This is a genomic window from Cupriavidus sp. HMR-1 (genome assembly GCF_000319775.1).
GTDB lineage: Bacteria > Pseudomonadota > Gammaproteobacteria > Burkholderiales > Burkholderiaceae > Cupriavidus > Cupriavidus metallidurans.
In genome coordinates this window covers 1-26,154 of the sequence record NZ_ANKP01000042.1, presented here as the reverse complement: position 1 = coordinate 26,154, position 26,154 = coordinate 1, and the positions used below count along the sequence as shown (strand labels likewise).

The following is a 26,154-nucleotide window of genomic DNA, read 5'->3' as shown; positions in this document are numbered from 1 at the left end:
TCGCCGATGACATCGCGCAAGGATGCCACACGTCACCTGCTCAGGAGACCGTAAACCGGGTTATTGTACAATAAATCGCTTTCCGGATTGACTTAGATCAGTCTCTGTGGCGACGTCCCTTCAAGGGGTCGTATACCACCCCGCCGACTCGTCACCCGCCTCACCACTCCAGCGCATGTCCCTCCTACATCAGGCTCGCTTTTTCACGACCGTCAACCACCTCCGCGACCTGCCTGCCACGGCCGTTCCCGAGGTGGCGTTCGCCGGCCGCTCCAACGCCGGCAAGTCCACGGCCATCAACATCCTGTGCAACCAGAAGCGGCTGGCGTTCTCGTCACGCACGCCCGGGCGCACGCAACATATCAACTTCTTCACCGTGGCGCCGGTCAAGGCCCCCGATCCTGTCGGCTTCCTGGTCGACCTGCCCGGCTACGGCTATGCGGAAGTATCTGGCAGCGCCAAGTTTCACTGGCAAGGCCTGCTTTCCGACTACGTGCAGGCCCGGACGCAGTTGTCCGGCCTGATCCTGATGATGGATGCGCGCCGCCCATTCACGGACCTCGATTGCCAGATGGTCGAGTGGTTTCTGCCGACCGGCAAGCCGATCCACGTGTTGTTGACCAAGGCGGACAAGCTGACCACCAGCGATAATGCCAAGGCGCTGCGCGAAACGCGCAAGGTGCTCGCCGATTACGCGGCGCAGATGGAAAACCCGCCGGCGCTCACCGCCCAGTTGTTCTCCAGCCTGAAGCGTCGTGGCATCGAAGAAGCACAGCGGGTAGTGGCGGGTTGGCTGGCGTTGCCTGAAGCGCAGCCTGCCGTTGCGAAGACGGATACGCCCGACACGCCGCAGGGCTGAGGCCACGCATCGACTTCGAACCGGCAAAAAAAAGCCCCGTTGCGAACAACGGGGACGAACTTTCCCGCCGGTTCAGGGCGGGTACCCGCTCAGGGAGGAGTAGCGGGGGACATCCGCGCTGCGCGGAGCAACACAGGGTGTCCGCGAGTATGATAGCGGGCACGCACAAAAGTTCTTTTTTCTTTCGGCGTACTTCTGCTGTTGTCTGCCGCGGGCCTTTCGCGGTGACGTGCGCCGCGCATTCGTCCACGACTTTCCCAAGATTCAGCCATGTCCACGTTCCCCGAGTTCCGTCCCCGCCGCATGCGTCGCGACGACTTCTCGCGCCGCATGATGCGCGAGAATCGCCTGTCGCCTGACAACCTGATCTATCCGGTCTTTATCCTGGAAGGCCAGAACCAGCGACAGACCGTGGCGTCGATGCCCGGCGTGGAACGTGTGTCCGTGGACCTGCTGATGCCAGTCGCGGAAGACTGCGTGAAGCTCGGCATTCCGGTCATCGCGCTGTTCCCGGTGATCGATCCGTCGCTGAAAACGCCTGACGGCATCGAGGCCACGAACCCCGAAGGCCTGGTGCCTCGCGCCGTGCGCGCACTGAAGGATCGCTTTCCCGAGCTTGGCGTGCTGACCGACGTCGCGCTCGATCCGTACACGAGCCATGGCCAGGATGGCGTGCTCGACGAGAACGGCTACGTGATCAACGACATCACCGTCGAGATCCTCGTCAAGCAGGCGCTTGTCCAGGCGGAAGCAGGTGTCGACATCGTCGCGCCGTCCGACATGATGGACGGCCGTATCGGCGCCGTGCGCAACGCACTGGAAGAAGCTGGCCACATCCACACGCGCATCATGGCCTACTCGGCCAAGTACGCGTCAGCGTTCTACGGCCCGTTCCGCGATGCGGTGGGCTCGGCCAGCAATCTGGGCAAGGGCAACAAGATGACTTACCAGATGGACCCGGCCAATACCGATGAGGCTCTGCGTGAAGTCGCACAGGACATCATGGAAGGCGCCGACATGGTCATGGTGAAGCCGGGTATGCCGTACCTCGACATCGTGCGCCGCGTGAAGGACGAGTTTCGCTTCCCGACGTACGTGTATCAGGTCAGCGGCGAGTACGCGATGCTCAAGGCCGCCGCGCAGAATGGCTGGCTCGACCACGACAAGGTCATGATGGAATCGCTGCTGGCATTCCGCCGTGCTGGCGCGGATGGCATCCTGACCTACTTCGCGCGCGACGCCGCGCGCCTGCTGCAGGCCTGAGCGGCGGATGCAGCTGCTAGGCTTCTCGGCCAACCAGGTACATCCGCTGGACACACTCGACGCGGCGCGCGACTTCCTCTCCGGAAATGCGGCCGCGCGGTTTGTCTGGGCGGACTTCGGCACCGAGGAAGTTACGCCGGCGCCCGGCGCCTGGCGCGACAGCCTGATGGCGCTGACGGGCGCACCCATCCTCGACCTGCATCTGGCCGACGCCACCAATCCTGCGCATCCGTCGTTCTTCGATACGACCCACGCGTACGACATGGTGATCTTCCGCAAGCTCACCTTCGAAACCAGCCGGCAGTTCGCAGAGGCCGAGGCCACACAGTCCGTCACGCAGCGCAAGGCGTCGCGCAAATACGCGCCGGGCTTCCTGCCGGCGCTCGCCCGCATTGATACACAGCCAGTTGCATTCTTTGTCTTCGACAACGTACTGGTAACCGTGCGGTCCTCGCCGTCACGCACGATCGAACAGGTACGCCAAAGGCTACTCGAGAGCTGTGGCGCGCCTCGCCCCGCGTCCGCGCGCGCCGGTGGCACGGCAGCGCTGGTGCATGGCGTCAGGCCGCCAACCCGGCCCGAAGACCTGATGCTGCGACTGCTGAACGCGATGGTCGACCGCTACTTGGATCTGCGTGCCCCGCTGACCCGGCAGCTCGATCGTTGGCAGCGGGCGCTGCTGAGCAGTCGCCATAGTTTCTCAAGCTGGGAAGGCCTGCTGGATGCGCGCATCCAGCTCAGGCGGCTCGAGCATCTCAGTGAAGAGCAGCGAGATGCGCTGCAGGAGTTTGGCGACAGTCTGCTCGACAACCGCTATAGCGCCGAGGATGCCGAAGGTGCGCAGGAAGCGAGCCGCGACGAAGTCCTGCTCGTACGCATCAACGACCTGATGGAGCACATCCTGCGCGTGCTGGCGCACGCCCGGCGACTCGAGGATTCGATCGAATCCGCGGTGCAGATCCATTTTTCCGCAGTGGCTCACCGAACCAACCGGACCATGCGTGCGCTGACCGTCATCACGGCGGTCTTCATGCCGCTGACGCTCATCACGGGCATCTTCGGCATGAACTTCGCGCGAATGCCGTGGCTGCAAGAGCCAGACGGCTTCTGGTGGTCGATCGGGCTGATGGGAGCCGTGGTCACCGTGATCGGTGGCGTCTGGGGCCTGGGCCGCTGGCTGGATCGCTAGGACGCGGACCGGGTCAGGTCAGGTCAGGTCAGGTCAGGTCTGCGACCGTGGCCCCAGCGCGCGCTCAAGGCTTTCGAGGAAGCGCGATGCCGATTGATAGCCGATCACCCGCACCGGGCGCTCCTGGCCATCCTTGCCGAAAAGGATGATGCCCGGCGGGCCGAACAGACCGAAACGCTTCAGTAGCGCGCGATCGTCGGCATTGTTGGCTGTCACGTCAGCCTGCAACAGGACGACGTCCGCGAGTTGCGCCCTGACTTTCGCGTCCGGGAACGTCAGCTTCTCCATCTCCTTGCAACTGACGCACCAGTCGGCATAGAAATCCAGCAGCACCGGACGCCCGGCAGCGGAGGCCTGCGCGATCCGCGCATCCAGTTCGGCGATGCTCCGCACGCGCTCGAAGCGAGTCTCGGCCGCATGCGGTGGCAGCGTAGCCGCCGACAGACTCAGATGGGAAAGTGGCTGCAAAGGGTTGCGTCCGCCCGACGCCACACCAACGATCTGAATCGCTCCTACCAGTGCCGCCAGCAGGCCAAGCCCCTTGCCCAGTCGCATCAGGCCCCGAGGGTCCGGACCCAGCGCGTCGAACGCACCGAGATAGACGGCCGCCACAAGCAGCAGCGCCGCCCAAGCCAGCATCACGACCCAGGCCGGCAGTACGGGCGTCACCATCCAGATCGCCACGCCCAGAAGCAGGAAGCCGAAGAAGCGCTTGGTAGCCTCCATCCACTTGCCCGCACGTGGCAGCAGATTGCCGGCGCCCATCCCAACCAGCATCAGCGGCACGCCCATGCCGAGAGCCATTGCCATCAAGGCACCGCCGCCGGTGATGGCATCACCGGTTTGCGCGATATACGCCAGCGCGCCCGCGAGCGGTGCCGTGACACAGGGCCCCACGATCAGCGCGGAAATCGCCCCCATCAGGGCCGCACCGACAAACTGGCCGCTCTGCCGGCGATTCGAGGATTCGGTCAGTCGGGCTTGCCAGCGCTGCGGCATCTGCAGTTCGTACATGCCGAACATGGACATCGCGAGCGCGACCATCAAGGCGGCGAAAGCGCCAAGCACCCAGGGCGTCTGGAGCGCCGCGGCCAGGCCTTCGCCAGCCAGGCCAGCCGCTACGCCCACCGTGGTGTAGACCACGGCCATGCCAAGCACATAGGAGAGCGACACCAGGAACGCACGCCCGCGCGTGACATGCTCGCCGACGACGATCGACGAAAGGATCGGCACCATCGGCAGCACGCACGGCGTGAATGTCAGAAGAATGCCGAGGCCGAAGAACAGGGCCCCGATCAGCGCGAGATTGCGACTGGCGAGTGCATTGGCGATCCGATCAGTGTCGTCGACCAGTTTGCTTTGACGCGTCGGCGTCGCGCTATCTGGCGCAGATTGCACGGCGGCTGGAGCCTGCGCCTCCGGCGTCGACTGGGCAGCCGCGCCACGATCGCCGAACAAGTTGCCAAGTACGGAGCCACCGACCTTGTAGATGCTTTCCATCGGCGGATAGCAAAGCCCCTTGTCCGCACAACCCTGCGACGTCACAACGAGCGACCAGCGGCCATCTGCGGGCGCCTGCTCCACCGGCACCTTGATCACGACGGCACCGCGATACGTCTCCATGTCCTTGCCGAAGGTCTCATCGAAATGGACCTTTCCGGCAGGCATCTCAGGCTTGCCGAGCTTTACGTCAGCCGGCTGGGCAGCAAAGGAAAATCGCTCCCGGTAGAGGTAGTAGCCATCGGCCACGTCGAAGCGGACCTCGACGGTCTTCTGGTCGATCTGTCTGGCGACAAATCGGAAGGCCTGCTCCGGCGGCAGGAAATCGTCTTCGGTCGCCGCATGTGCAACGGTCCAGAAGAAGAGGCAGGCGAATACTGTCAGCCATAGTGCGGCAAAATGTCGCACCAGATTCCCGCGCGTCGCACCGGTTTTCCACATTGTTCCGATGCTGCTACCCGTCATTGCCATGTGTTGATATTCCGATACTTGAGAAGCTTCAGTAGCTTCAGACCATGTCATCAGCACCCGTCGCTTCGCTCCGGACCCAATCCAGATAAGCCGGCAAACCGGCCGCCAGCGGCCATGCGACAAGCTCCGGCACATCGTAAGGATGCGCGGCGCGGATCAACGCCTCCAGGGCCGCGTACTGACGCTGCGTCGTCTTGATCAGCAGTGGCCACTCCTGCGCTTGCTCCAGCCGGCCCTGCCACCAGTACTCCGACTGGCATGGTGCCATCCGGTTCACACACGCCGCTACGCGCGCTTCGAGAATGGCCGCGCTCAGACCGATCGCCGACGCCTCGTCGGGCAGATTCGTCATCGCAATCAGCACCGACTCCGTCGGCTCTGCCGACTGAGCGGAAAGGGAAGCGTTCGAAGCGGTCATATCCAGATTCCGACGTAAAACAAGGCACAAAACAAAAGAGCCAGGCAAAAGCCTGGCTCGATTGTAGTGCCGTGTCCAGAATCCCGTCAGCGAAAGACGGGATCAGGCATCACTTATTCCGCCGCTTCTTCAGCCGGGGCTTCGGTGATTTCCGGACGATCCACCAGCTCGACCAGCGCCATCGGCGCGTTGTCGCCCTGACGGAAGCCGAACTTCAGGATACGAGTGTAGCCGCCCGGACGGGTGGCATAGCGCGGGCCCAGTTCGGTGAACAGCTTGGTAACCATGTCGCGGTCGCGCAGACGGGCGAAAGCCAGACGGCGGTTAGCAACGGTGTCCTTCTTGGCCAGCGTGATGAGCGGCTCGACAACCTTGCGCAGTTCCTTCGCCTTGGGCAGCGTGGTCTTGATCAGCTCGTGCTGGAACAGCGAGTTGGACATGTTGCGCAGCATCGCGAGACGGTGCGACGAGGTGCGGTTCAGTTTCCGCAAACCATGACGGTGACGCATGATGATTCCTTTCGATTTCAGTGTTTAACCAGCTCTTCTATCGCCTTTGCTTGCGCAACGGCGCGGGCCGGTGGGGCTTCCATGCCACGGGCGGAATGCCTGTGGCGCGTACGAAGCGTGGGGCGGCGTTACCGCTACCCCACGACTTCAATTACTTCTCCAGACCTGCGGGCGGCCAGTTCTCGAGCTTCATGCCGAGCGTCAGACCACGCGAAGCCAGGACTTCCTTGATCTCGTTGAGCGACTTGCGACCCAGGTTGGGAGTCTTGAGCAGTTCGTTCTCGGTACGCTGGATCAGGTCGCCGATGTAGTAGATGTTCTCGGCCTTCAGGCAGTTGGCCGAACGCACCGTCAGTTCGAGGTCGTCGACCGGGCGCAGCAGGATCGGATCGATCTGCGGCGCGCGGCTCGAAGCGGCCTCGGCAGCCGATTCGGTGCCTTCCAGGGCGGCGAACACCGACAGCTGGTCAACCAGGATACGGGCCGACTGACGAATCGCTTCCTCGGGCGAGATCACGCCGTCGGTTTCGATGTTCATCACCAGCTTGTCCAGATCGGTACGCTGTTCCACACGCGCCGATTCGACGGCGTACGAAACCCGGCGGACCGGCGAGAACGAGGCGTCCAGCACGATACGGCCGATCACCTTGCTGGCTTCGTCGCCGAACTTGCGAACGTTACCCGGCACATAGCCGCGGCCTTGTTCAACCTTGATCTGCATGTCGAGCTTGCCACCGGCGGACAGGTGAGCAATGACGTGACCCGGGTTGATGATCTCGACGTCGTGCGGCAGTTCGATATCGGCTGCCGTCACCACGCCTTCACCGTCCTTGCGCAGAGAAACCGTGACTTCGTCGCGGTTGTGCAGCTTGAACACCACGCCCTTCAGATTGAGGAGCAGGTTGACGACGTCTTCTTGCACGCCATCGATGGTGGAGTACTCGTGGACCACCCCAGCGATCGTGACCTCAGTCGGCGCATAACCGACCATCGACGACAGCAGCACGCGACGCAGGGCGTTACCGAGCGTATGACCGTAACCGCGCTCGAACGGCTCCATCACGACCTTGGCGTGATGGTCGCCCAGCGGTTCAACGGCGATGATTTTTGGCTTGAGGAGTGCTGTTTGCATTAGGTTGTCCTTTTCAATACCCTCGGCTCGTTACACCGATAAGGCTGACGTTTGGAACCTGAGAATCCCATCGTACGATGGGCAATAAGCCCGGCGCGCCACAGAGCGCGTCGGGCTGAAAGCGAAGCCTTGCTTGAAAGGCAAGCGCTGAACCGTTCGATGATCGATTCGGCGATTAACGCGAATACAATTCGACGATCAGGCTTTCGTTGATGTCACCGGAGATGTCGGCGCGATCCGGGGCTTGCTTGAACGTGCCTTCGAACTTCTTGGCATCCACAGCAACCCAAGTCGGGAAGCCCGACTGCTCAGCCAGCGACAGTGCTTCGGCGATACGCACTTGCTTCTTCGACTGCTCGCGCACCGACACGATATCGCCCGCCTTGATCTGTGCCGACGGAACGTTCAGCGTCTGACCGTTCACCAGGATCGCCTTGTGCGACACCAACTGACGCGCTTCAGCGCGGGTCGAGCCGAAGCCCATGCGGTACACGACGTTGTCCAGACGGGATTCCAGCAGTTGCAGCAGCTTTTCACCGGTATTGCCCTTGCGGCGATCGGCTTCGGCGAAGTAACGGCGGAACTGACGCTCGAGCACGCCGTAGATACGCTTGACCTTCTGCTTTTCGCGGAGCTGGTTGCCGTAGTCGGACGTACGGGCGCCCGAAGTGCGACCGTGTTGGCCAGGCTTGCTGTCCAGCTTGCACTTGTCGGCCAGCGAGCGGCGTGCGCTCTTCAGGAACAGATCTGTGCCTTCGCGGCGGGAGAGTTTGGCCTTCGGGCCGGTATAACGTGCCACTTTATCTTCCTTTGATCGATCACGGCGCCATCATGACGCGCCATGAGTCCGTCACCGGTTGTAACGGACGGTGGGCTTATGGTTCTTCATCCGCCAACGACAGGCAGCCTGCCGCACGGACGCAACGCAAAAGCATGACAACACGCCAGACTGCGGAGGCAATGACCCCTTCGTCCAGACGCAAAACGAAAGCCTGCTGCAATCAGATTGCAGCAGGCGAACGCGCGATACTACCACAGTCCGGAGGCAAGGGATAAAAACCCCCTTGCGATTCTCCGGCAAACCAAGCGCTTAGATACGGCGGCGCTTCGGCGGGCGGCAGCCGTTGTGCGGCACCGGCGTCACATCTTCGATCACCGCGATCTTGATGCCCAGCGCGTTCAGCGCACGGACAGCCGACTCACGGCCGGGACCGGGGCCCTTGATGCGCACTTCCAGGTTCTTGATACCCTGGTCTTGCGCAACACGGCCGGCGTTCTCGGCAGCAACCTGGGCAGCGAACGGGGTCGACTTACGCGAACCCTTGAAGCCCTGGCCACCTGCGGTCGCCCACGACAGAGCGTTGCCCTGGCGGTCGGTGATGGTGATGATGGTGTTGTTGAACGAAGCGTGGACGTGCGCAATGCCGTCGGCAACGTTCTTCTTGACCTTCTTACGCGCGCGCTGGGCGGCGTTATTCGGACCTTTTGCCATTCGATTCTTCCTATGCCTTCGGCTTTACTTCTTCAGTGCCACGCCGGCCTTGCGCGGACCCTTACGGGTACGAGCATTGGTGCGGGTACGCTGACCGCGCATCGGCAGACCCTTGCGGTGACGCATGCCACGATAGCAACCAAGGTCCATCAGACGCTTGATGTTCATCGTGGTTTCACGACGCAGGTCACCCTCGACCGTGACCTTACCCACTTCATCACGAAGCTTTTCCAGGTCGGCGTCGGTCAGGTCCTTGACCTTCTTGTCAAACGGTACACCGGTGGCCTCGCAAATCTTGCGGGCGCGCGAGCGGCCGATACCGTAAATGGCCGTCAGGCCGATTTCGGTATGCTTGTGGTTCGGGATGTTAACCCCTGCGATACGTGCCATTCGTCAATCCTCTTTCCGATTAGCCTTGGCGTTGCTTGTGGCGGGGATCCGACGAGCAGATCACGCGCACGACACCGTTGCGCTTGATGATTTTGCAGTTGCGGCAAATGCGCTTAACAGAAGCCAGCACTTTCATGATTTTCCTCTTCCTTCAATTCCTGTTCGCTTCACTTCGTCCGGAAGACGATGCGTGCGCGTGACAGATCATATGGGGTCAGCTCGACAGTCACCTTGTCACCCGGAAGAATCCGGATGTAGTTCATTCGCATCTTGCCGGAGATATGGCCCAGTACTATGTGGCCGTTTTCAAGCTTGACGCGGAACGTCGCGTTGGGGAGATTTTCCAGGACCTCCCCTTGCATCTGGATGACGTCGTCTTTTGCCATACCTGAGCCTGTCCCAACCTGTTTTTAACGCAAGGTCAGGTTACCCTTGAAATTCGCCTTCTTCAGCAGCGACTCATACTGCTGCGACATGACGTAGGACTGTACCTGTGCCATGAAGTCCATCGTGACGACCACGATGATCAGCAGCGAGGTTCCGCCGAAATAAAACGGAACGTTCCAGCGCAGCACCAGGAATTCCGGCAACAGGCAGACTAGTGTGATGTAAATCGCACCAGCCAGCGTCAGGCGCACCAAGATCTTGTCGATATAGCGCGTCGTTTGCTCGCCCGGACGGATGCCCGGAATGAAGGCACCACTCTTTTTCAGGTTATCCGCTACTTCCCGGCTGTTGTACACCAGAGCCGTATAGAAGAAGCAGAAGAAAACAATCGCAGTTGCATACAGCAGGATGTACACCGGCTGACCCGGCGACAGCGTGGCAGCCAGGTCCTTGATGAACCGACCGACCGCACTCGTCGAGTCCGACGTGAACCAGCCCGCAATCGTTGCCGGGAACAGGATGATCGACGATGCAAAGATCGGCGGGATCACCCCTGCCATGTTCAGCTTCAGCGGCAGGTGCGACGACTGACCGCCGTACACCTTGTTGCCGACCTGACGCTTGGCATAGTTCACCAGAATCTTGCGCTGGCCACGCTCGATAAACACCACGGCGAAGGTCACACCCGCAATGATCGCCACGATGAAGATCGCCGCGATGATGCTCATGGAACCCGTACGGACCAGTTCGAACAGTCCGCCAATCGCATTGGGCAAGCCCGCCGCGATACCGCCAAAGATGATGATCGAGATACCGTTGCCCAGACCACGCTCGGTGATCTGTTCACCCAGCCACATCAGGAACATCGTGCCAGTCACCAGCGTGATCACCGCCGTGGCCCGGAACATCAGACCCGGTTCCAACACGAGACCAGGCTGCGATTCCAGCGCAACCGCAATCGACAGCGCCTGGAACGTGGCCAGAACCACGGTGCCGTAACGCGTGTACTGCGTAATCTTGCGTTGCCCTGCCTGCCCTTCCTTCTTCAACGACTCCAACTGCGGCAGTACGATCGTCAACAACTGCATGATGATCGACGCCGAGATGTACGGCATGATGCCGAGCGCGAAGACGGTAAAGCGCGACAGCGCACCGCCCGAGAACAGGTTGAACATCCCGAGGATGCCACCTGACTGAGACTGGAAAAGCTTCGCAAGCTGGTCCGGATCAATCCCCGGCACCGGAATATGCGCACCGATGCGGTAAACGATCAGAGCCAGCACCAGGAACATCAACCGGCGCTTGAGATCGCCGTACTTCGCCGTGTTCCTGGCCTGCGCGCTTGCATTGGGTTTCGCCGTGGCCAAACGATGCTCCGACTGTGACTTCGCCTATGCTGCGAATGCTACTGCGTAATTACGCTTCGATCTGGCCGCCAGCGGCTTCGATCGCAGCCTTGGCACCAGCGGTGGCGCCCAGACCCTTGATCGTCACCTTGCGGGACAGTTCACCGGCCTTGATGACCTTTGCGCTCTTGACCAGCTCGCCCACCAGGCCAGCTTGCTTCAGGACCAGCAGGTCCACTTCAGCAGCTTCCAGGCGTTCGATGTCGCGCAGGGTCACTTCGGCGGTGAAGGCCTTGGTCAGCGAGGTGAAACCACGCTTCGGCAGGCGGCGATACAGCGGCATTTGACCGCCTTCGAAGCCCACCTTGTGGAAGCCGCCCGAACGCGACTTCTGACCCTTGTGACCGCGACCAGCCGTCTTGCCCAGGCCGGAGCCGATACCGCGGCCGACGCGACGCTTAGCGTGCTTCGAACCGTCAGCCGGTTTCAGGTTGTTCAGTTGCATGTTGCTCTCCAAGTCCCGATCAGGCCAGAACCTTGACCAGGTACGAGACCTTGTTGATCATGCCGCGCACGGCGGGCGTGTCCTGCAGCTCCGAAACGGAGTTCAGACGGCGCAGGCCCAGGCCACGAACGGTGGCGCGATGATCCTCGCGCGTGCCGATCAGGCTGCGCACGAGTTGCACTTTTACGGTTTTCTGCGACATTTCGTTCACCTTAGCCGAGGATGTCTTCAACCGACTTGCCACGCTTGGCGGCGATTTCTGCCGGCGTGCTCATCTTGGTCAGACCATCGAGGGTGGCACGAACCATGTTGTAAGGGTTCGTCGAACCGTGCGACTTGGTCACAACGTTCGTCACACCCATCACTTCGAAGATCGCGCGCATCGGGCCGCCGGCGATCACGCCGGTACCTTCCTTGGCGGGCATCATCAGAACCTTGGCTGCGCCGTGACGACCAACAACTTCGTGCTGCAGCGTGCCGTTCTTCAGTGCGACCTTGACCATCTTGCGACGGGCTTCGTCCATTGCCTTCTGCACGGCCACCGGAACTTCCTTGGCCTTGCCCTTGCCCATGCCGATGCGGCCATCGCCGTCACCCACCACGGTCAGCGCAGCGAAACCGAGGATACGACCACCCTTCACCACTTTGGTGACACGGTTGACCGAGATCATCTTCTCGCGGAGGCCGTCGTCGCGTTCGTCCTGTTGGACTTTTGCTTGCATCTTTGCCATGACGTATCTCTCTGTGAGCGCTTAGAACTTGAGGCCGGCTTCGCGCGCAGCGTCAGCCAGAGCCTTCACGCGGCCGTGGAAGCGGAAGCCAGCGCGATCGAACGCGACGGTTTCCACGCCGGCAGCCTTTGCCTTCTCGGCAACACGCTTGCCCACCACGGTGGCGGCAGCGACGGTAGCGCCGTTGCCATTCAGTTCCTTGCGCACTTCTGCCTCGGCGGTCGAAGCCGAAGCCAGCACTTGCGTGCCGCACGGCGAGTACACCTGAGCGTAAATATGCGAATTCGTACGGAACACGGTCAGACGATTCACCTTCAGTTCCGCGATCTTGGCGCGGGTCTGACGTGCACGGCGCAAACGAGCGTCTTTCTTGTTCATCATTGCACCCCTTACTTCTTCTTGGTTTCCTTCAGGATGACGCGCTCGTCAGCGTAGCGAACACCCTTGCCCTTGTAGGGCTCAGGCGGACGGTACGCGCGAACTTCCGCGGCAACCTGACCGACTTTCTGCTTGTCCGCACCCTTGATGATGATCTCGGTCTGCGTCGGCGTTTCCGCCTTCACGCCTTCCGGCATCTCATGGATCACGTCGTGCGAGAAACCAAGCTGGAGCTTCAGAGCGGCGCCCTGCAGTTGAGCGCGGTAACCCACGCCAACCAGCTGCAGCTTGCGCTCGAAACCGGTGGTCACGCCCTTGACCATGTTCGCGACGAGCGCGCGCATGGTGCCTTGCAGGGCGTTAGCTTCGCGCGATTCGTCGGCCGGTTCGAACGTCAGCGTGCCTTCGGCAACGTTGACCTTCACCAGGCTATGAATCGGCTGGGACAGCGTACCGAGCGGGCCCTTCACGGAGAGCACGCCAGCCGCCACATTAACTTCCGCGCCTTTCGGCAGCGCGATGGGAGCCTTACCTACACGGGACATGTTTGCTCCTTACGCGACGTAGCAGAGAACTTCGCCGCCCACGCCAGTGGCACGTGCCTTGCGGTCGGTCATCAGACCCTGGGGGGTCGAGATGATCGCTACGCCCAGGCCGTTCATCACTTGGGGAATGTCGCTGCGGCCCTTGTACACGCGCAGACCGGGCTTCGAAACGCGCTCAATGCGCTCGATAACCGGACGGCCGGCGTAATACTTCAGACCAATGGTCAGTTGCGCCTTGCCGCCTTCTTCCTGCACCGAGAAGTCTTCGACGTAGCCTTCGTCCTTCAGGACTTTGGCGATCGCAGCCTTCAGTTTGGACGAGGGCATGACCACCGACGCCTTCTGCACGCCCTGGGCGTTGCGAATGCGCGTCAGCATATCGGCGATAGGATCGCTCATGCTCATACTGTTTCTCCTGTAGCCTGTGCGTAATTACCAGCTGGCTTTCGTCAGACCCGGAATTTCGCCCTTGAAGGCGATTTCACGAATCTTGTTACGCGCCAGGCCAAACTTGCGGAAGGTACCGCGGGGACGACCGGTGATCGCGCAGCGATTACGCTGGCGAGTCGGGTTCGCGTTGCGCGGGAGCTTTTGCAGCTCGAGGCGCGCCAGATAACGCTCTTCTTCCGACTTTTCTTGGTCGTCAATAATGGCCTTGAGGTTTGCGCGCTTGTCGGCGTACTTCGCCACGAGCTTTGCGCGCTTCTTCTCACGTTCAATCAGAGCCAGTTTAGCCACGGTTACCCCTTAATTACGGAACGGGAACTTGAACGCATTCAGGAGAGCCTTGGCTTCCTCGTCGTTCTTAGCCGTCGTCGTGATGCTGATGTTCAGACCACGCAGTGCGTCGATCTTGTCGTACTCAATTTCGGGGAAAATGATCTGCTCTTTCACACCGATGTTGTAGTTACCACGACCGTCGAACGATTTGCCCGACACACCACGGAAGTCACGCACGCGCGGCAGGGCCACGGTCACGAAACGATCCAGGAATTCGAACATACGCTCACCGCGCAGGGTCACCATCGCACCGATGGGGTAGCCCTGACGGATCTTGAAGCCGGCGATGGCCTTCTTGGCCTTCGTCACCACAGGCTTCTGACCGGCGATCTTGGTCAGGTCGCCAACGGCCAGTTCAATGACCTTCTTGTCATTGATGGCTTCGCCAAGGCCCATGTTCAGGGTGATCTTGGTGAAACGCGGCACTTCCATGACCGACTTGTAGCCGAACTGCTTCATCAGCGCCGGCACAACCTGTTCTTTGTAAAACTCTTGCAGACGTGCTGTCATGCTCAACTCCTATCTGTGCCCAGAATCAAGCGGCCAGGACGGCACCGGTCGTCTTCAGCACGCGCACGCGCTTGCCGTCTTCGACCTTGATACCGACGCGCGACGGCTTGCCATTGGCATCTACGAGCGCAACGTTGGAAATATGCAGCGGCATGAGCTTGTCGACCACACCACCGGTGGTGCCCAGCATCGGGTTCGGGCGAGCGTGCTTCTTGGCAACGTTCACACCTTCAACCACGACCTTGTCACCCTGCACTGCTTGCACCGTGCCGCGCTTGCCCTTGTCCTTACCGGTCAGCACGATGACTTCGTCGCCTTTGCGAATCTTGTTCATGGCGGCTCCTTACAGCACTTCCGGAGCGAGCGACACGATCTTCATGAAGCGCTCGGTACGGAGTTCACGAGTCACCGGCCCGAAGATACGGGTGCCGATCGGCTCGAGCTTGTTGTTCAGCAGGACAGCAGCATTGCCGTCGAACTTGACGAGCGAACCATCAGCGCGGCGCACGCCCTTGGCGGTACGCACGACGACTGCGTTGTAGATGTCGCCCTTCTTCACGCGACCGCGCGGCGCTGCGTCCTTCACGGTCACCTTGATGATGTCGCCCACGCTCGCATAGCGGCGCTTGGACCCACCCAGTACCTTGATGCACAGCACTTCGCGCGCACCGGTGTTATCGGCCACTTCGAGCCGGCTTTCTGTCTGAATCATGGTGTTATCTTCCCAACTTAATCCGCCAGACTTTCTATATACGAAGCCCGCCGGTCAGTCTTGGTCCCGTCGGTACCTGGCATTGCGCCCCGCACCGCTTGGGTTGATCAACTTGGAAGTCGGTAGTGCCTGTTGCCCCGTAAAACATGGAGCGCCAGACCCTGGCTCGCTTCGCAGGCCCGCCCGGGTGATACTGCAAGGGCAAGCGCAACAAAGCGGAAGTCCAGGATTATAGCATATAACCCTGGACTTGCAAGTCATCGCGACACTGTTGTGTTTAGATGACGCGCGCAGCTTCTACCAGCCGGGAAACCACCCAGGACTTGGTCCGCGACAGCGGACGGGTTTCCTGGATCTCGACCTTGTCGCCTTCCTTGTACTGGTTGGCTTCGTCGTGTGCGTGGTACTTCTTCGAACGCAGCACGTACTTGCCGTACAGGGGGTGCTTGACGCGGTTTTCGATCAGGACCGTCACGGTCTTGTCCATCTTGTCGCTCACGACACGACCCACGAGGGTACGGCGAAGCGACGTTTCAGTCTTCGCAGCTTCAGTCATTTCGCGTTCGCCTTTTCGGTCAGCACGGTTTGCACACGCGCGATGTCCTTGCGCACCTTCTTCAGCTGGCTGGTGTTCTGCAGCTGTTGGGTGGCCTTTTGCATGCGCAGGCTAAATTGGGCCTTCAGCAGCTCGGAGAGCTCCTGGTTCAGGCCTGCGGCGTCCTTGCCGCGCAGTTCGGATGCTTTCATCCCTAACTCTCCTTACGTACCGACCTGACGCACCACGAAATTCGTGGCGATCGGCAGCTTGGCGGCCGCGAGGCGGAACGCCTCACGCGCCAGCTCTTCGCTCACGCCATCCATTTCGTACAGCATCTTGCCCGGCTGAATTTCAGCCACGTAGTATTCCGGGTTGCCCTTACCGTTACCCATACGAACTTCGGCAGGCTTCTTCGAGATCGGCTTGTCCGGGAAAATCCGGATCCAGATGCGGCCGCCACGCTTGATGTGACGGGTCATCGCACGACGTGCCGACTCGATTTGACGAGCGGTCAGGCGACCACGGCCCATTGCCTTCAGGCCGAATTCGCCGAAAGACACGGCGTTACCACGGGTAGCCTTACCCGTGTTGCGGCCCTTCTGCTCCTTGCGATACTTCCTACGCTTCGGTTGCAGCATTGTTATTCTCCACTCTTCGCATCTGCGCCAGGCGCAGCACGACGACCAGCACCGGCACCACCGCGGCGGTTACCAGCCGGACGGCCTTCACCTTCGCGGCGACGGCCTTCCGGACGACCCGGGCGACGACGACGGTCTTCTTGCGGCTCTTCAACCACAGGCGCATCGTTGCGGCCCAGGTGATCACCCTTGTAGACCCACACCTTGACACCGATGATGCCGTAAGTGGTTTCGGCTTCGGAGAAGCCGTAGTCGATGTCGGCGCGCAGGGTGTGCAGGGGCACACGGCCTTCGCGGTACCACTCGGTACGTGCGATTTCGATACCGTTCAGACGACCCGAGCTCATGATCTTGATGCCTTGGGCACCCAGACGCATCGCGTTCTGCATCGCGCGCTTCATCGCACGACGGAACATGATGCGGCGCTCGAGCTGCTGCGTGATCGAATCGGCGATCAGCTGCGCATCGGTTTCCGGCTTGCGGATTTCCTCGATGTTCACGTGCACGGGCACACCCATGCGACGTTGCAGCTCGGCCTTCAGCAGTTCGATGTCCTCACCCTTCTTGCCGATCACCACGCCCGGACGCGAGCTGTAAATGGTGATACGTGCATTACGGGCAGGACGCTCGATCACGACGCGGCCAACCGATGCGTTCTTGAGCTTCTTTTTCAGGAACTCGCGAACTTCGATGTCTTCTTTCAGCATGCCGGCGAACTTCGTGTTGTTGGCGTACCAACGCGAAGCCCAGTTACGGCTGACGGCCAGACGGAAGCCAGTCGGATGAATCTTCTGTCCCATCGTGACTCCTTAGTTGCCGAGCGTCACAGTGATGTGACAGGTTTGTTTCTCGATGCGGTTGCCGCGGCCCTTCGCCCGTGCGGTGAAGCGCTTGAGCGAGGTTGCCTTGTCGACGAAGATCGATTTGACCTTCAGCTCGTCGATGTCAGCGCCTTCGTTGTGCTCAGCGTTGGCGATGGCCGATTCGACCACCTTCTTCACGATCCCGGCGGCCTTCTTCGGGCTGAAAGCCAGGATGTTGAGCGCACGCTCGATCGGCAGACCACGGATCTGGTCAGCAACCAGACGCGTCTTCTGGGCGGAGATGCGGGCACCGCGATGAATCGCTTTCACTTCCATGATGGCACCTTACCTCTTCGCTTTCTTGTCAGCCGCGTGGCCCTTGAACGTGCGAGTGATCGCAAATTCGCCGAGCTTGTGGCCAACCATGTTTTCCGTCACGTACACCGGCACGTGTTGACGGCCGTTGTGCACGGCGATCGTCAGGCCGATGAAGTCCGGCAGAATGGTCGAACGACGCGACCATGTCTTGATGGGCTTCTTGTCCTTGCCGCCAACGGCTGCTTCCACCTTCTTCAGCAGGTGGCCGTCGCAGAACGGACCCTTTTTTGCGGAACGAGTCATATCTTTAGCTCCTACCTACCGATTAGCGCTTGTGGCGGCGCTGGACGATCATGCTGTCCGTGCGCTTGTTGCTGCGGGTACGGTAACCCTTAGCAGGGGTACCCCACGGCGACACAGGATCGCGACCAGCAGCAGTCTTGCCTTCACCACCACCATGCGGGTGGTCGACCGGGTTCATCACCACGCCGCGAACGGTCGGGCGAATACCGCGCCAGCGAGTTGCACCGGCCTTGCCGATGACGCGCAGGCTGTGCTCTTCGTTGCCCACTTCACCGATGGTGGCGCGGCATTCGATATGCACGCGACGCACTTCACCGGAGCGCAGACGAACCTGAGCGTACAGGCCTTCGCGGGCCAGCAGCACGGCGGAACCACCAGCAGCACGCGCAACTTGCGCGCCCTTGCCAGGCAGGATTTCCACGTTGTTGATCGTGGTACCAACCGGGATGTTGCGGATCGGCAGGTTGTTACCAGCCTTGATCGGCGCTTCCGAGCCGTTCATCAGGGCTTGGCCGGCCACCATGCCCTTCGTGGCGATGATGTAGCGGCGCTCGCCGTCGGCGAACAGCACCAGCGCGATGTTCGCGCTGCGGTTCGGATCGTATTCCAGGCGCTCGACCTTGGCGGCGATGCCGTCCTTGTCGTTGCGCTTGAAGTCGACCACGCGATAGTGGTGCTTATGACCACCGCCCTTGTGGCGGGTGGTGATATGACCATTGTTGTTACGGCCCGACTTCTGGAATTGCTTTTCCAGCAGCGGAGCGTGCGGGGCGCCCTTGTGAAGGTCCTTGTTGACCACCTTCACCATCGAGCGACGACCCGGGGAAGTCGGCTTGGTCTTGACGAGTGCCATGATTACTTGGCCTCCGCTTCAAAATTGATTTCCTGACCCGGCTTCAGCGACACGTAAGCTTTCTTCACGTGGTTGCGACGGCCCATGAAGCGGCCAAAGCGCTTTTGCTTGCCCTTCTGGTTCAGGATCTGAACGGACTGCACCTCGACCTTGAACAGCAGTTCGACTGCGGCCTTCACTTCTGCCTTGTTGGCATCGCGAGCCACTTCGAACACGACTTGTTCATTCTTGTCGGCTACCAGGGTTGCCTTTTCGGAAACCACCGGCGCGAGCAGCACCTGCATCAAACGATGATCGTTCTTGGCTACTTGCGTCATTTCAGCAACTCCTCGATCTGCGCGACAGCCGCCTTCGTCACCAGCACCTTCTTGTAGTGCACGAGCGACAGCGGATCAGCATGACGCGGCTCCACGACTGCCACGTTCGGCAGGTTGCGCGAAGCCAGGTAGAGGTTCTCGTCGAGGTTGTCGGTGATGATCAGCACCGAGTCCAGGCCCATGGCCTTGAACTTGTCGGCCAAGAGCTTGGTCTTGGGCGCGTCGACAGCGAAACCGTCCACCACGTTGATACGACCTTCACGTGCGAGCTGCGAGTAAATCGAGCGCATACCGGCACGGAACATCTTCTTGTTGACCTTCTGGCTGAAGTTCTCTTCCGGCGAATTCGGGAAGATACGGCCACCGCCACGCCACAGGGGCGAGGACGACATACCGGCACGAGCACGGCCCGTACCCTTCTGGCGCCACGGCTTCTTGGTCGTGTGCTTGACCTCTTCACGATCCTTCTGCTTACGGTTACCGCTACGCGCGTTGGCCTGGTAAGCGACGACGATCTGGTGAACGAGGGCTTCGTTGTAGTCACGGCCGAACACTTCGGCAGACGCGGCAACGCCGGCGCCGATTTGACCGTTGTCCTGGAGGAGCTTGAGTTCCATTACATGCGCTCCTTAAGCTTTGGCCTTGACGGCCGGGGTCACGATGACCTTGCCGCCCTTGGAACCGGGGATGGCGCCCTTGACCAGCAGCAGCTTGCGCTCTGCGTCGATCTTGGCGATCTCGAGGTTTTGCACGGTGCGGGTAACGTCACCCAGGTGACCCGTCATGCGCTTGCCCGGGAACACGCGGCCCGGATCCTGCGCCATACCGATGGAACCCGGAACGTTGTGCGAACGCGAGTTACCGTGGGTGGCACGACCCGATGCGAAGTGGTAGCGCTTGATGGTACCGGCGTAGCCCTTACCGATGCTCACGCCCTGCACGTCGATCTTCTGGCCAACCTGGAACAGGTCGACGGAGAGCGAGCTGCCAGCTTGCAGCTCGGCAGCCTTGGCTGCATCGATGCGGAATTCTTTGATGACTTCGCCAGCTTCCACACCGGCTTTGGCGAGGTGACCCGCCAGCGGCTTGGTAACGCGGCTTGCGCGTCGGCTGCCAAAGGTGACTTGAACGGCGGTGTAACCGTCGGTCTCGTCCGTCTTGATTTGCGTCACGCGGTTGTCGCCGACCTCGACCACGGTAACGGGAATCGAATCACCGTCGTCCGTGAAAATACGGGTCATGCCAACCTTGCGACCTACAAGGCCAAGGCTCATGGTTTGCTCCATTCCCAGCTGCGATTGGCCGGGGCTGATTGATACACGAAAACTGTGTGAGTGCGGGTTGCGCGAAAGAAATTGCGCACGACCAAAACGGCCCCCGCTACCCGGAGAAACGGGTAGCCTTACACTATATCGCAGGAGCTTGGAAAGGGCAAGTTCAATTGCCGAATCCCGCGCAGAACTACATCTGTAGTGGCAGAATTCGGCGAAATTGCGGCGTAAAGCCAACTCGTGGCGGCGCGATGGCTGCCGAAGTGTGCATTTCAGGCGGCCACGCGGACGAAATCACCCCCATAGAACACCAGCGGATCACCATCGGAGGCGGCAAAATCCTCTACTGCACCGACGATCAGCAGGTGATCGCCGAGCGGGTCGGCACGCTCGACACGGCACGAGAGCGTCGCGAGCGCCTCGTCAAGATACGGCACGCCACGCGGACAGCGCCAGTGCGGCACGCCGGCGAACTTGTCAGGCTGGGGTCTGGCGAATCGACGCGCCAGTTCGTCGTGCCCTGCCCGGAGGATGCTCACGCCGAAGGCCTCTCCTGACTGGAACAGGGCCACATTGGGCGAATGGCGCGCCAGGCTCCACACGATCAGCGGCGGATCCAGCGACAGCGAGGCGAACGAGTTCACGGTCAGCCCCACCGGCCGGCCTTGCGGGGCGCACGCGCCAATGATCGCCACGCCCGTCGCGAACCGTCCGCAGACCCTTCGCAAGGCCCGGGGATCGGGCGCGCCCGCCGGCGCGCTTGCGACTATCTTGGTCGAGTCCATGTCACGCTGCCTTGGCCAGTTGCTGGTCAATCAACTGCTGACATGCCACCGGATCGGACCACCACGGGAAGAAGTCCGGTGGATTGTCGAATCCGTTGGCAATGCGCGCGGCCAATGCCGGCGACTGGCCCGCGGCGCCCAGGAGGCCGAGGATATGAGGCGGCGGCGGGGTCAGCAGCGAGTTGGTCCAGTTGACCACATCGCCCGCATAGGCCCAGTACCGCTCGAACGTCTGGTTCATCCAGTCCGCGTCATAGGGAAGCCCATCCCGCGCGAGGATGGCGTCCAGATACACCTTGCAGCACTTGGCGGCGTTGTTCGAGCCCTGGCCAGTGATGGGATCGTTGACGACCACGGCGTCGGCCATTCCGAATACCAGTCGACCGGAAGGCAGGGTCAACACCGGCTTGCGCACCGTCGGCGCGAAGCGGCCCGACAGGATGCCATTGGCATCGGTCAGCGCCACGTGATCGCAACGCTCGGCCTCCCAGGGCAGATAGGTACGCAGAATGCGCAGGCTCTCCTCAAGGTGCGCTTCCGGCGTACGCGCTTCGGACCAGCGGTCCATGTCGCCGCCCGGAACCCCTTCGAACACCATGATCTCGCATGGCCCGGATAGCGTGAGCGCTGGGAACACGAAGTACTCCCCTACCCCCGGGATCAGGTTGAAGCAAACCCGCGAGAAAGGTGTGCGCGGCACCATGCCCGTGACGTACGTCAGCGCCAGCGCGCGCTGGGGCGCACTGAAAGGGCTGCGTGCGGCGTCGCGCTCGAAGCGGCTCACGATCTCCCCCTTGCCGGCGGCCAGCAGCACCAGGTCGTGCTCGAGCGTGAGGGCTTCCAGTTCATCCAGCCCGACATCGACAATGCGCAGATCGCCGCCGCGTTCGACGAAGGCATCCATCCACGCCGGCATCTTCAGGCGCTGGTCCACTGCCTGCGCCACGCGCTCTAGCGGGGCCGCCCAGTCGATCAGCTTCTCGCCATGCCGTTCCGGATGGGGAATGGCCAGGCCGATACCTTCCACGGGCGGGCACGCTTCCTCCCACCAATTGAGATCGAGATCGCGCTCGGTCTGCAGCGCGCGATCGAACATGCATTGGCTGGACATCACCTTTCCCGCGCGAATCTGGTCCGCGGTGCGATTAGACAGCAAAGTCACCCGATAGCCTCTGGCCTGCAGCCCCAGGGCCATCTGCAATCCGGACTGGCCGGCACCGACGATGGCAATACGTTGGCTCATGGTTGTCTCCGTGATCTGTTTTCGGAAGGCGATTCAGCCAGCCAGCTTGCCGATGGCCGGCACGTTCTGTTCAGGGCCCATGGCGGCGTATCCGCCATCCACCGCGTAGTCCGCTCCGGTGACGAAGCTGGCGTGATCCGAGCAGAGAAACAGGACCACCTGTGCGACCTCGTCCGGCTCACCAACGCGTCCGAGCATGTGGAAGGGCGCGGCCACAGCATCGGTGCGCGCGCGGTTGCCACCGCTGACTTCGTCCATCAGCCGGCACCAGGTCCATCCCGGCGAGACGGCATTGACGCGGATGCGGTCCGGCGCGAGGTCCATCGCCATGCTGCGCGTCAGTTGCGCCATGGCGGCCTTGGAGACCGGATAGAGCCAGCGTCCGGTCTGCGCGACCCGTGCCGAGATGCTGGTGAAATTGACGATGGCACCGCCGCCACGCGTGCGCATGTGCGGGTGCACGGCCTGCGCCAGCATGACGCCGGACACCACGTTCACATCGAGAGCCGCCAGCCAGTCAGCACGGGAAGAGCGAAAACCATCATCCAGGTAGGTGCAGGCCAGGTTGACCAGAAAATCCACGCCGCCAAAGCGGCTGACCACCTGCGCGACCGCGCTGCGGACCTGATCGTCCTGGGTGATGTCGGTGGGCACGAACATGGCCATCGGCCCCAACGATGCCGCCACACGCTCGCCGCCGGCAGCGTCGATATCGAGAATCGCCACGCGGGTACCCGCTTCGGCAAATGCGCGGGCAACCCCCGCGCCGATCAGTGTGGCGCCGCCTGTGACGATGGCTACCTTGTCCTGCAAGCCTTGCATGATGGTGTCTCCTCGGTTGATGTGCGGGGCGGCCTCTGACGTGCCGTCCCCGCGTTCCGCCCGTTCCGCGACGTGGGCCGGGGGCGTTACTTGCCTTCGCTCTCGCTCCAGCGCGCCATCAGCGTGTTGGATGGCAGCGTTTCGTCCAGCAGCTTGCGTGCCGTCTCGATTCCGGCCACGGGCAGCCCCTTGGGATCGAGCAGGCCCACCTGTACCAGCACGCTGGCCTGGTCCCAGTAGATATGCTCGTGATAGAGCTTGTCGCCACGGAACTTGATGATGGCGATCAGCGGGATCTCGACGCGCTTGCCGGTTGGAGGCACGCCGGGGAGCATCCAGTCGATCTCGCAGGTGTGGGTAAAGCAGAAGAGGATCTCGTCCACTACCTGGCTGGCGCCGATCGTGCGGGACAGCGGAATCAGCGTGGTGTCGGGCGGATTGCTGTGGACGAAGTGGTGCTGGTAGAAGCGCTTGAGCTGCCGGTAGCCCACGCCACCGGTCATCGTCGGGATGTGGTTGACGTATGGCTCGGCCACCATCGTCGCCATCGTGGCATCGACATCGCGCGTGGCGAATTCGTACTCGCAATGCTTGTCCCACAGCGCGGAGAAATCGTAGTGCGGCCCCATCTCGGCGCGGAACGCCGCGATCGAACGCTGGTGCGCCATCAGGGCCGAGGCCTTGTCGAAGTGCTCGCCGCCGGCGCGCGCAAAGGCGTGATCCATCCCCGGATAGACGTACAACTCGACACCTGGCTGGCCGGACAGCGCTTCACGGATGCTCGCCTGCGCCTCGGGCGGGCAGAAGCCATCGCGCTCGGCGACATGCAGTACCAGCCGGCCACGGATGTTTCTGGCCTCGCCAAGCGCGCGCTCGATACCAACCCCGTAGTAACCGACGGCACAGGCTACGTCCGGCAGTCGGCACGCCGCCAGATAGGCCAGCTTACCGCCGAGGCAGAAGCCGAGCACACCGGTCTGGCCAGCGCATTCGGGGCGTTGGCGCAGCGTGGCGAGAGCGGCGCCGACGTCCTGCACGCCCTTATCTTCGTCAAATTGCTGGTACAAGCCGAGTGCACGCTGGAAGTCCGCCCCGCGGTCGGTTAGCTCGATCCCGGGCTTGATGCGCCAGAACAGATCCGGCACCAGCACGGTATAGCCTTCCTCGGCGTAGTAGTCGGCCACCTGCCGCATGGTGGCGTTGACGCCGAAGATCTCCTGGCACAGCACGATGCCCGGGCCCTTACCTACTGCCGGAGTGGCGAGATAGCCACTTAAGTTGCCGTCCTGGGTCTGGATCTGGATGGTCTGGCCCATGCCTTTTGCTCCTGTATGTTTTGTGGGTATGGCCGCCGTGCGTGCCCCGCCGTTGCCTACATGATCGGAGACCCGCACCGCAGCAAACTAGCCGCCTAGTGCAGCGGCTATCCGATTAGTGCAGGAAAGTGCGTCCCCGTTCAAGGGGGACGTAGGGGCCGGGGACGAATCCGCTATAGTGGTGCGCAGCGAATCAGCCGCTGCGCACTGTGCCAGCCGGCTGACAACAGCCGGAATCACGCGGCGCGCACGTTCGGTCAAGGTGGCGATCCACCGGCAGAAGCGGCAGCGCCCGGGCCGGCCCCGCCAGGAGCGAGACATGCCGCAGATGCCCCCCACTGCCCCGGCCATGGTGCCGCTGGCAGGTGCCCTGCTTCACGACACCGGCCGTCTGGTGTTCGATTCGGACGACCTCGACACCACGCGTGCACGGGTTGCGTCGGTCTTCAAGCCCCATCGACTCACCCTGCATGGCAATGCGCTGCGTGCGCGAATGCATCACGTGCCCGTGGGCGCAGTGTCCTTCAACCGGCTCAGTTACGGCGGAGACGTGACCATCGACCCAGGCCCGCTAGGCGATTTCTTGCTGATACAGATGCCGATGGCTGGCCAGGCGGATATTCACTGCGGCGGGCAGCACGTTGTCTCGGATTCGGAATGCGCCTCGGTGCTGACACCGAGCGAACCCCTGCGGATGCGGTGGAGCGCCGACAACGACCAACTCATCGTACGCATCGAGCGCAGCGCGCTGGAACGCGTTTGCGCGGCATATCTGGGCCGGCGACCGAACCAGCCGCTGCGCTTCCAGCTCGGCATGGCCTGGCGCAACACGGGGTGGCAGTCGCTCGTCCAGTATCTGGCCGACACCTTGAACCACGCGCCGCAAACCGCGAGCCACCCGCTAACTGCCTGCCAGCTCGAGCAATTGGCAATCGGCACATTGCTGACGTTCCAGCCGCACAGCCTGTCCGACGTGTTACGCGAACACGGCAAGCCGCTAGCGCCAAGGCACGTGAAGGTTGTCGAGGAATACATCCATGCCCACGCCGATGCAGCGGTGACGCCCGCGCTGCTCGCCGAGATGGCGGGGGTCAGTCTGCGCAGCCTGTATGCGGGATTCCGCGAGCATCGGGGCCTGAGCCCGATGACCTATCTGCGCACGGTCCGCCTGGAACGGGTGAGGCAGGATCTGCTCAATGACGCAACGCTGTCTTCGGTAACGGCCGCCGCGTTGCGCTGGGGCTTTGCTCACCTGGGGCGATTCAGCGTCGAATACCGGCGTGCGTTTGGGGAGTGCCCGGGAGAAACTTTGCGACGACGCGGTCGGGGCTGAGCCAGGCAAGAAACCGGGTCACCACAAAACAAAAACGGCGAACCGAAGTTCGCCGTTTTGCTGCAACAGGCCGCCGATGCGGCCCGAAACATATTTACACCTTGATCTCGACGTCCACGCCTGCCGGCAGGTCGAGCTTCATCAGCGCGTCGACGGTCTTATCGGTCGGGTCGACGATGTCCATCAGGCGCTGGTGAGTGCGGATCTCGAACTGATCGCGGCTGGTCTTGTTGACGTGCGGCGAACGCAGGATGTCGAAGCGCTGGATACGGGTCGGCAGGGGCACGGGACCCTTGACGATAGCACCGGTACGCTTGGCGGTATCCACGATTTCGGCTGCCGACTGGTCGATCAGGCGATAGTCGAAAGCCTTCAGGCGGATACGGATCTTCTGGTTCTGCATGATTGTTCCTTAAAAGAGCGATGGGCCAGTGGCCCGGATAAAAGGGGACATGCCCGCGGGCATGTCCCAGGAAGATTGCTTAGTCGAGGATCTT

General features: G+C 61.8%; 39 protein-coding genes. 4 read left to right on the top strand and 35 right to left on the bottom strand.

The genetic code is table 11. The features are described from left to right. Positions 1 to 175: 175 nt before the first annotated feature. From yihA to D769_RS05785, 3 genes are all read left to right on the top strand, one after another. On the top strand, positions 176 to 859 hold the full coding sequence (gene yihA / locus D769_RS05795; protein ID WP_008642992.1) for a ribosome biogenesis GTP-binding protein YihA/YsxC: 684 nt from the start codon (positions 176 to 178) through the stop codon (positions 857 to 859). 270 nt (positions 860 to 1,129) lie between these two features. Further along, positions 1,130 to 2,122 (top strand): porphobilinogen synthase, encoded by a 993-nt coding sequence (gene hemB, locus D769_RS05790; RefSeq protein WP_008642991.1) that lies wholly within the window; start codon positions 1,130 to 1,132, stop codon positions 2,120 to 2,122. Between the two features lie 7 nt (positions 2,123 to 2,129). Beyond that, complete coding sequence (locus tag D769_RS05785) at positions 2,130 to 3,311, top strand: magnesium transporter CorA family protein (protein WP_008642990.1); 1,182 nt, start codon at positions 2,130 to 2,132, stop codon at positions 3,309 to 3,311. 33 nt (positions 3,312 to 3,344) lie between these two features. Here the strand turns inward: D769_RS05785 and dsbD are convergent, their stop codons facing one another. The 34 genes from dsbD to D769_RS05615 all read right to left on the bottom strand — a co-directional run bounded on the left by dsbD (position 3,345) and on the right by D769_RS05615 (position 24,324). Then, positions 3,345 to 5,282, bottom strand: coding sequence for a protein-disulfide reductase DsbD (dsbD, locus tag D769_RS05780; protein ID WP_008642989.1), 1,938 nt, complete (start codon positions 5,280 to 5,282; stop codon positions 3,345 to 3,347). Positions 5,283 to 5,319: 37 nt separating this feature from the next. After that, positions 5,320 to 5,700, bottom strand: coding sequence for a divalent-cation tolerance protein CutA (gene cutA, locus D769_RS05775; RefSeq protein WP_008642988.1), 381 nt, complete (start codon positions 5,698 to 5,700; stop codon positions 5,320 to 5,322). A gap of 113 nt (positions 5,701 to 5,813) precedes the next feature. Beyond that, positions 5,814 to 6,209: a 50S ribosomal protein L17 gene (gene rplQ / locus D769_RS05770; protein WP_008642987.1), complete on the bottom strand. Its 396-nt coding sequence runs from the start codon at positions 6,207 to 6,209 to the stop codon at positions 5,814 to 5,816. A gap of 151 nt (positions 6,210 to 6,360) precedes the next feature. Further along, entirely contained in the window at positions 6,361 to 7,341 is a 981-nt protein-coding gene (gene rpoA, locus D769_RS05765) for a DNA-directed RNA polymerase subunit alpha (RefSeq protein WP_008642968.1), read from the bottom strand. Between the two features lie 175 nt (positions 7,342 to 7,516). Beyond that, on the bottom strand, positions 7,517 to 8,140 hold the full coding sequence (rpsD, locus tag D769_RS05760; protein WP_008642965.1) for a 30S ribosomal protein S4: 624 nt from the start codon (positions 8,138 to 8,140) through the stop codon (positions 7,517 to 7,519). A 291-nt stretch (positions 8,141 to 8,431) separates the two neighbouring features. Beyond that, positions 8,432 to 8,833, bottom strand: a complete 402-nt coding sequence (gene rpsK / locus D769_RS05755; protein ID WP_008642963.1) for a 30S ribosomal protein S11 — start codon at positions 8,831 to 8,833, stop codon at positions 8,432 to 8,434. Positions 8,834 to 8,857: 24 nt separating this feature from the next. Then, on the bottom strand, positions 8,858 to 9,223 hold the full coding sequence (rpsM, locus tag D769_RS05750) for a 30S ribosomal protein S13 (RefSeq protein ID WP_008642961.1): 366 nt from the start codon (positions 9,221 to 9,223) through the stop codon (positions 8,858 to 8,860). A 19-nt stretch (positions 9,224 to 9,242) separates the two neighbouring features. Then, positions 9,243 to 9,359 carry a 50S ribosomal protein L36 gene (gene rpmJ, locus D769_RS05745; RefSeq protein ID WP_008642959.1) on the bottom strand — a complete coding sequence of 39 codons (117 nt, stop codon included), beginning with the start codon at positions 9,357 to 9,359 and terminating at the stop codon, positions 9,243 to 9,245. A 31-nt stretch (positions 9,360 to 9,390) separates the two neighbouring features. Continuing rightward, positions 9,391 to 9,609, bottom strand: a complete 219-nt coding sequence (gene infA, locus D769_RS05740) for a translation initiation factor IF-1 (protein WP_008642956.1) — start codon at positions 9,607 to 9,609, stop codon at positions 9,391 to 9,393. A 24-nt stretch (positions 9,610 to 9,633) separates the two neighbouring features. Then, positions 9,634 to 10,977 carry a preprotein translocase subunit SecY gene (gene secY, locus D769_RS05735; protein ID WP_008642955.1) on the bottom strand — a complete coding sequence of 448 codons (1,344 nt, stop codon included), beginning with the start codon at positions 10,975 to 10,977 and terminating at the stop codon, positions 9,634 to 9,636. Between the two features lie 49 nt (positions 10,978 to 11,026). Continuing rightward, a complete protein-coding gene (gene rplO / locus D769_RS05730) occupies positions 11,027 to 11,461 on the bottom strand; it encodes a 50S ribosomal protein L15 (protein ID WP_008642954.1) in 435 nt (144 codons plus the stop codon). A 19-nt stretch (positions 11,462 to 11,480) separates the two neighbouring features. Further along, complete coding sequence (gene rpmD, locus D769_RS05725; protein ID WP_008642953.1) at positions 11,481 to 11,663, bottom strand: 50S ribosomal protein L30; 183 nt, start codon at positions 11,661 to 11,663, stop codon at positions 11,481 to 11,483. A gap of 10 nt (positions 11,664 to 11,673) precedes the next feature. Next, positions 11,674 to 12,192: a 30S ribosomal protein S5 gene (rpsE, locus tag D769_RS05720; protein WP_008642951.1), complete on the bottom strand. Its 519-nt coding sequence runs from the start codon at positions 12,190 to 12,192 to the stop codon at positions 11,674 to 11,676. A gap of 21 nt (positions 12,193 to 12,213) precedes the next feature. Beyond that, complete coding sequence (rplR, locus tag D769_RS05715) at positions 12,214 to 12,570, bottom strand: 50S ribosomal protein L18 (RefSeq protein WP_008642949.1); 357 nt, start codon at positions 12,568 to 12,570, stop codon at positions 12,214 to 12,216. Between the two features lie 11 nt (positions 12,571 to 12,581). Then, a complete protein-coding gene (gene rplF, locus D769_RS05710; RefSeq protein WP_008642946.1) occupies positions 12,582 to 13,115 on the bottom strand; it encodes a 50S ribosomal protein L6 in 534 nt (177 codons plus the stop codon). Between the two features lie 9 nt (positions 13,116 to 13,124). Next, positions 13,125 to 13,520, bottom strand: a complete 396-nt coding sequence (gene rpsH / locus D769_RS05705) for a 30S ribosomal protein S8 (protein ID WP_008642944.1) — start codon at positions 13,518 to 13,520, stop codon at positions 13,125 to 13,127. 27 nt (positions 13,521 to 13,547) lie between these two features. Next, a complete protein-coding gene (gene rpsN, locus D769_RS05700; protein WP_008642942.1) occupies positions 13,548 to 13,853 on the bottom strand; it encodes a 30S ribosomal protein S14 in 306 nt (101 codons plus the stop codon). A 9-nt stretch (positions 13,854 to 13,862) separates the two neighbouring features. Then, positions 13,863 to 14,405 carry a 50S ribosomal protein L5 gene (gene rplE, locus D769_RS05695; RefSeq protein WP_008642941.1) on the bottom strand — a complete coding sequence of 181 codons (543 nt, stop codon included), beginning with the start codon at positions 14,403 to 14,405 and terminating at the stop codon, positions 13,863 to 13,865. Between the two features lie 25 nt (positions 14,406 to 14,430). Continuing rightward, positions 14,431 to 14,739: a 50S ribosomal protein L24 gene (gene rplX, locus D769_RS05690; RefSeq protein WP_008642940.1), complete on the bottom strand. Its 309-nt coding sequence runs from the start codon at positions 14,737 to 14,739 to the stop codon at positions 14,431 to 14,433. Between the two features lie 9 nt (positions 14,740 to 14,748). Then, positions 14,749 to 15,117 (bottom strand): 50S ribosomal protein L14, encoded by a 369-nt coding sequence (gene rplN, locus D769_RS05685; RefSeq protein ID WP_006576237.1) that lies wholly within the window; start codon positions 15,115 to 15,117, stop codon positions 14,749 to 14,751. Between the two features lie 277 nt (positions 15,118 to 15,394). After that, on the bottom strand, positions 15,395 to 15,673 hold the full coding sequence (gene rpsQ / locus D769_RS05680) for a 30S ribosomal protein S17 (RefSeq protein WP_008642939.1): 279 nt from the start codon (positions 15,671 to 15,673) through the stop codon (positions 15,395 to 15,397). Next, positions 15,670 to 15,864, bottom strand: a complete 195-nt coding sequence (gene rpmC, locus D769_RS05675) for a 50S ribosomal protein L29 (protein WP_008642937.1) — start codon at positions 15,862 to 15,864, stop codon at positions 15,670 to 15,672. The genes rpsQ and rpmC overlap by 4 nt, the downstream gene beginning before the upstream one ends. A gap of 12 nt (positions 15,865 to 15,876) precedes the next feature. Next, positions 15,877 to 16,293, bottom strand: coding sequence for a 50S ribosomal protein L16 (gene rplP, locus D769_RS05670; RefSeq protein ID WP_006576240.1), 417 nt, complete (start codon positions 16,291 to 16,293; stop codon positions 15,877 to 15,879). A gap of 2 nt (positions 16,294 to 16,295) precedes the next feature. Then, the gene (gene rpsC, locus D769_RS05665) at positions 16,296 to 17,093 is read right to left on the bottom strand and encodes a 30S ribosomal protein S3 (RefSeq protein ID WP_008642932.1); all 798 of its coding nucleotides are present in this window, start codon (positions 17,091 to 17,093) and stop codon (positions 16,296 to 16,298) included. A 9-nt stretch (positions 17,094 to 17,102) separates the two neighbouring features. Next, positions 17,103 to 17,432, bottom strand: a complete 330-nt coding sequence (gene rplV, locus D769_RS05660; RefSeq protein ID WP_008642930.1) for a 50S ribosomal protein L22 — start codon at positions 17,430 to 17,432, stop codon at positions 17,103 to 17,105. Positions 17,433 to 17,441: 9 nt separating this feature from the next. Then, positions 17,442 to 17,717 (bottom strand): 30S ribosomal protein S19, encoded by a 276-nt coding sequence (gene rpsS / locus D769_RS05655; RefSeq protein WP_008642928.1) that lies wholly within the window; start codon positions 17,715 to 17,717, stop codon positions 17,442 to 17,444. 22 nt (positions 17,718 to 17,739) lie between these two features. Next, complete coding sequence (gene rplB, locus D769_RS05650) at positions 17,740 to 18,570, bottom strand: 50S ribosomal protein L2 (protein WP_008642926.1); 831 nt, start codon at positions 18,568 to 18,570, stop codon at positions 17,740 to 17,742. A gap of 2 nt (positions 18,571 to 18,572) precedes the next feature. After that, positions 18,573 to 18,887, bottom strand: coding sequence for a 50S ribosomal protein L23 (gene rplW, locus D769_RS05645; protein ID WP_006576245.1), 315 nt, complete (start codon positions 18,885 to 18,887; stop codon positions 18,573 to 18,575). Next, entirely contained in the window at positions 18,884 to 19,504 is a 621-nt protein-coding gene (gene rplD / locus D769_RS05640) for a 50S ribosomal protein L4 (protein WP_008642923.1), read from the bottom strand. The genes rplW and rplD overlap by 4 nt, the downstream gene beginning before the upstream one ends. A 12-nt stretch (positions 19,505 to 19,516) precedes the next feature. Then, positions 19,517 to 20,161 (bottom strand): 50S ribosomal protein L3, encoded by a 645-nt coding sequence (gene rplC, locus D769_RS05635; protein WP_008642922.1) that lies wholly within the window; start codon positions 20,159 to 20,161, stop codon positions 19,517 to 19,519. A gap of 269 nt (positions 20,162 to 20,430) precedes the next feature. Continuing rightward, on the bottom strand, positions 20,431 to 20,943 hold the full coding sequence (locus D769_RS05630; protein WP_035881091.1) for a flavin reductase family protein: 513 nt from the start codon (positions 20,941 to 20,943) through the stop codon (positions 20,431 to 20,433). Between the two features lies 1 nt (position 20,944). Continuing rightward, on the bottom strand, positions 20,945 to 22,186 hold the full coding sequence (locus D769_RS05625) for a styrene monooxygenase/indole monooxygenase family protein (protein WP_008642920.1): 1,242 nt from the start codon (positions 22,184 to 22,186) through the stop codon (positions 20,945 to 20,947). Between the two features lie 33 nt (positions 22,187 to 22,219). Then, a complete protein-coding gene (locus tag D769_RS05620) occupies positions 22,220 to 23,008 on the bottom strand; it encodes an SDR family oxidoreductase (protein WP_008642904.1) in 789 nt (262 codons plus the stop codon). Positions 23,009 to 23,094: 86 nt separating this feature from the next. Then, positions 23,095 to 24,324 carry a dienelactone hydrolase family protein gene (locus D769_RS05615; RefSeq protein WP_008642903.1) on the bottom strand — a complete coding sequence of 410 codons (1,230 nt, stop codon included), beginning with the start codon at positions 24,322 to 24,324 and terminating at the stop codon, positions 23,095 to 23,097. A 319-nt stretch (positions 24,325 to 24,643) separates the two neighbouring features. Here D769_RS05615 and D769_RS05610 point away from each other — a divergent pair, with 319 nt between their 5' ends. Beyond that, a complete protein-coding gene (locus D769_RS05610) occupies positions 24,644 to 25,657 on the top strand; it encodes an AraC family transcriptional regulator (protein ID WP_008642902.1) in 1,014 nt (337 codons plus the stop codon). A 94-nt stretch (positions 25,658 to 25,751) separates the two neighbouring features. Here D769_RS05610 and rpsJ read toward each other — a convergent pair whose 3' ends face one another. Next, the gene (gene rpsJ / locus D769_RS05605; RefSeq protein WP_006160488.1) at positions 25,752 to 26,060 is read right to left on the bottom strand and encodes a 30S ribosomal protein S10; all 309 of its coding nucleotides are present in this window, start codon (positions 26,058 to 26,060) and stop codon (positions 25,752 to 25,754) included. Between the last annotated feature and the right edge of the window lie 94 nt (positions 26,061 to 26,154).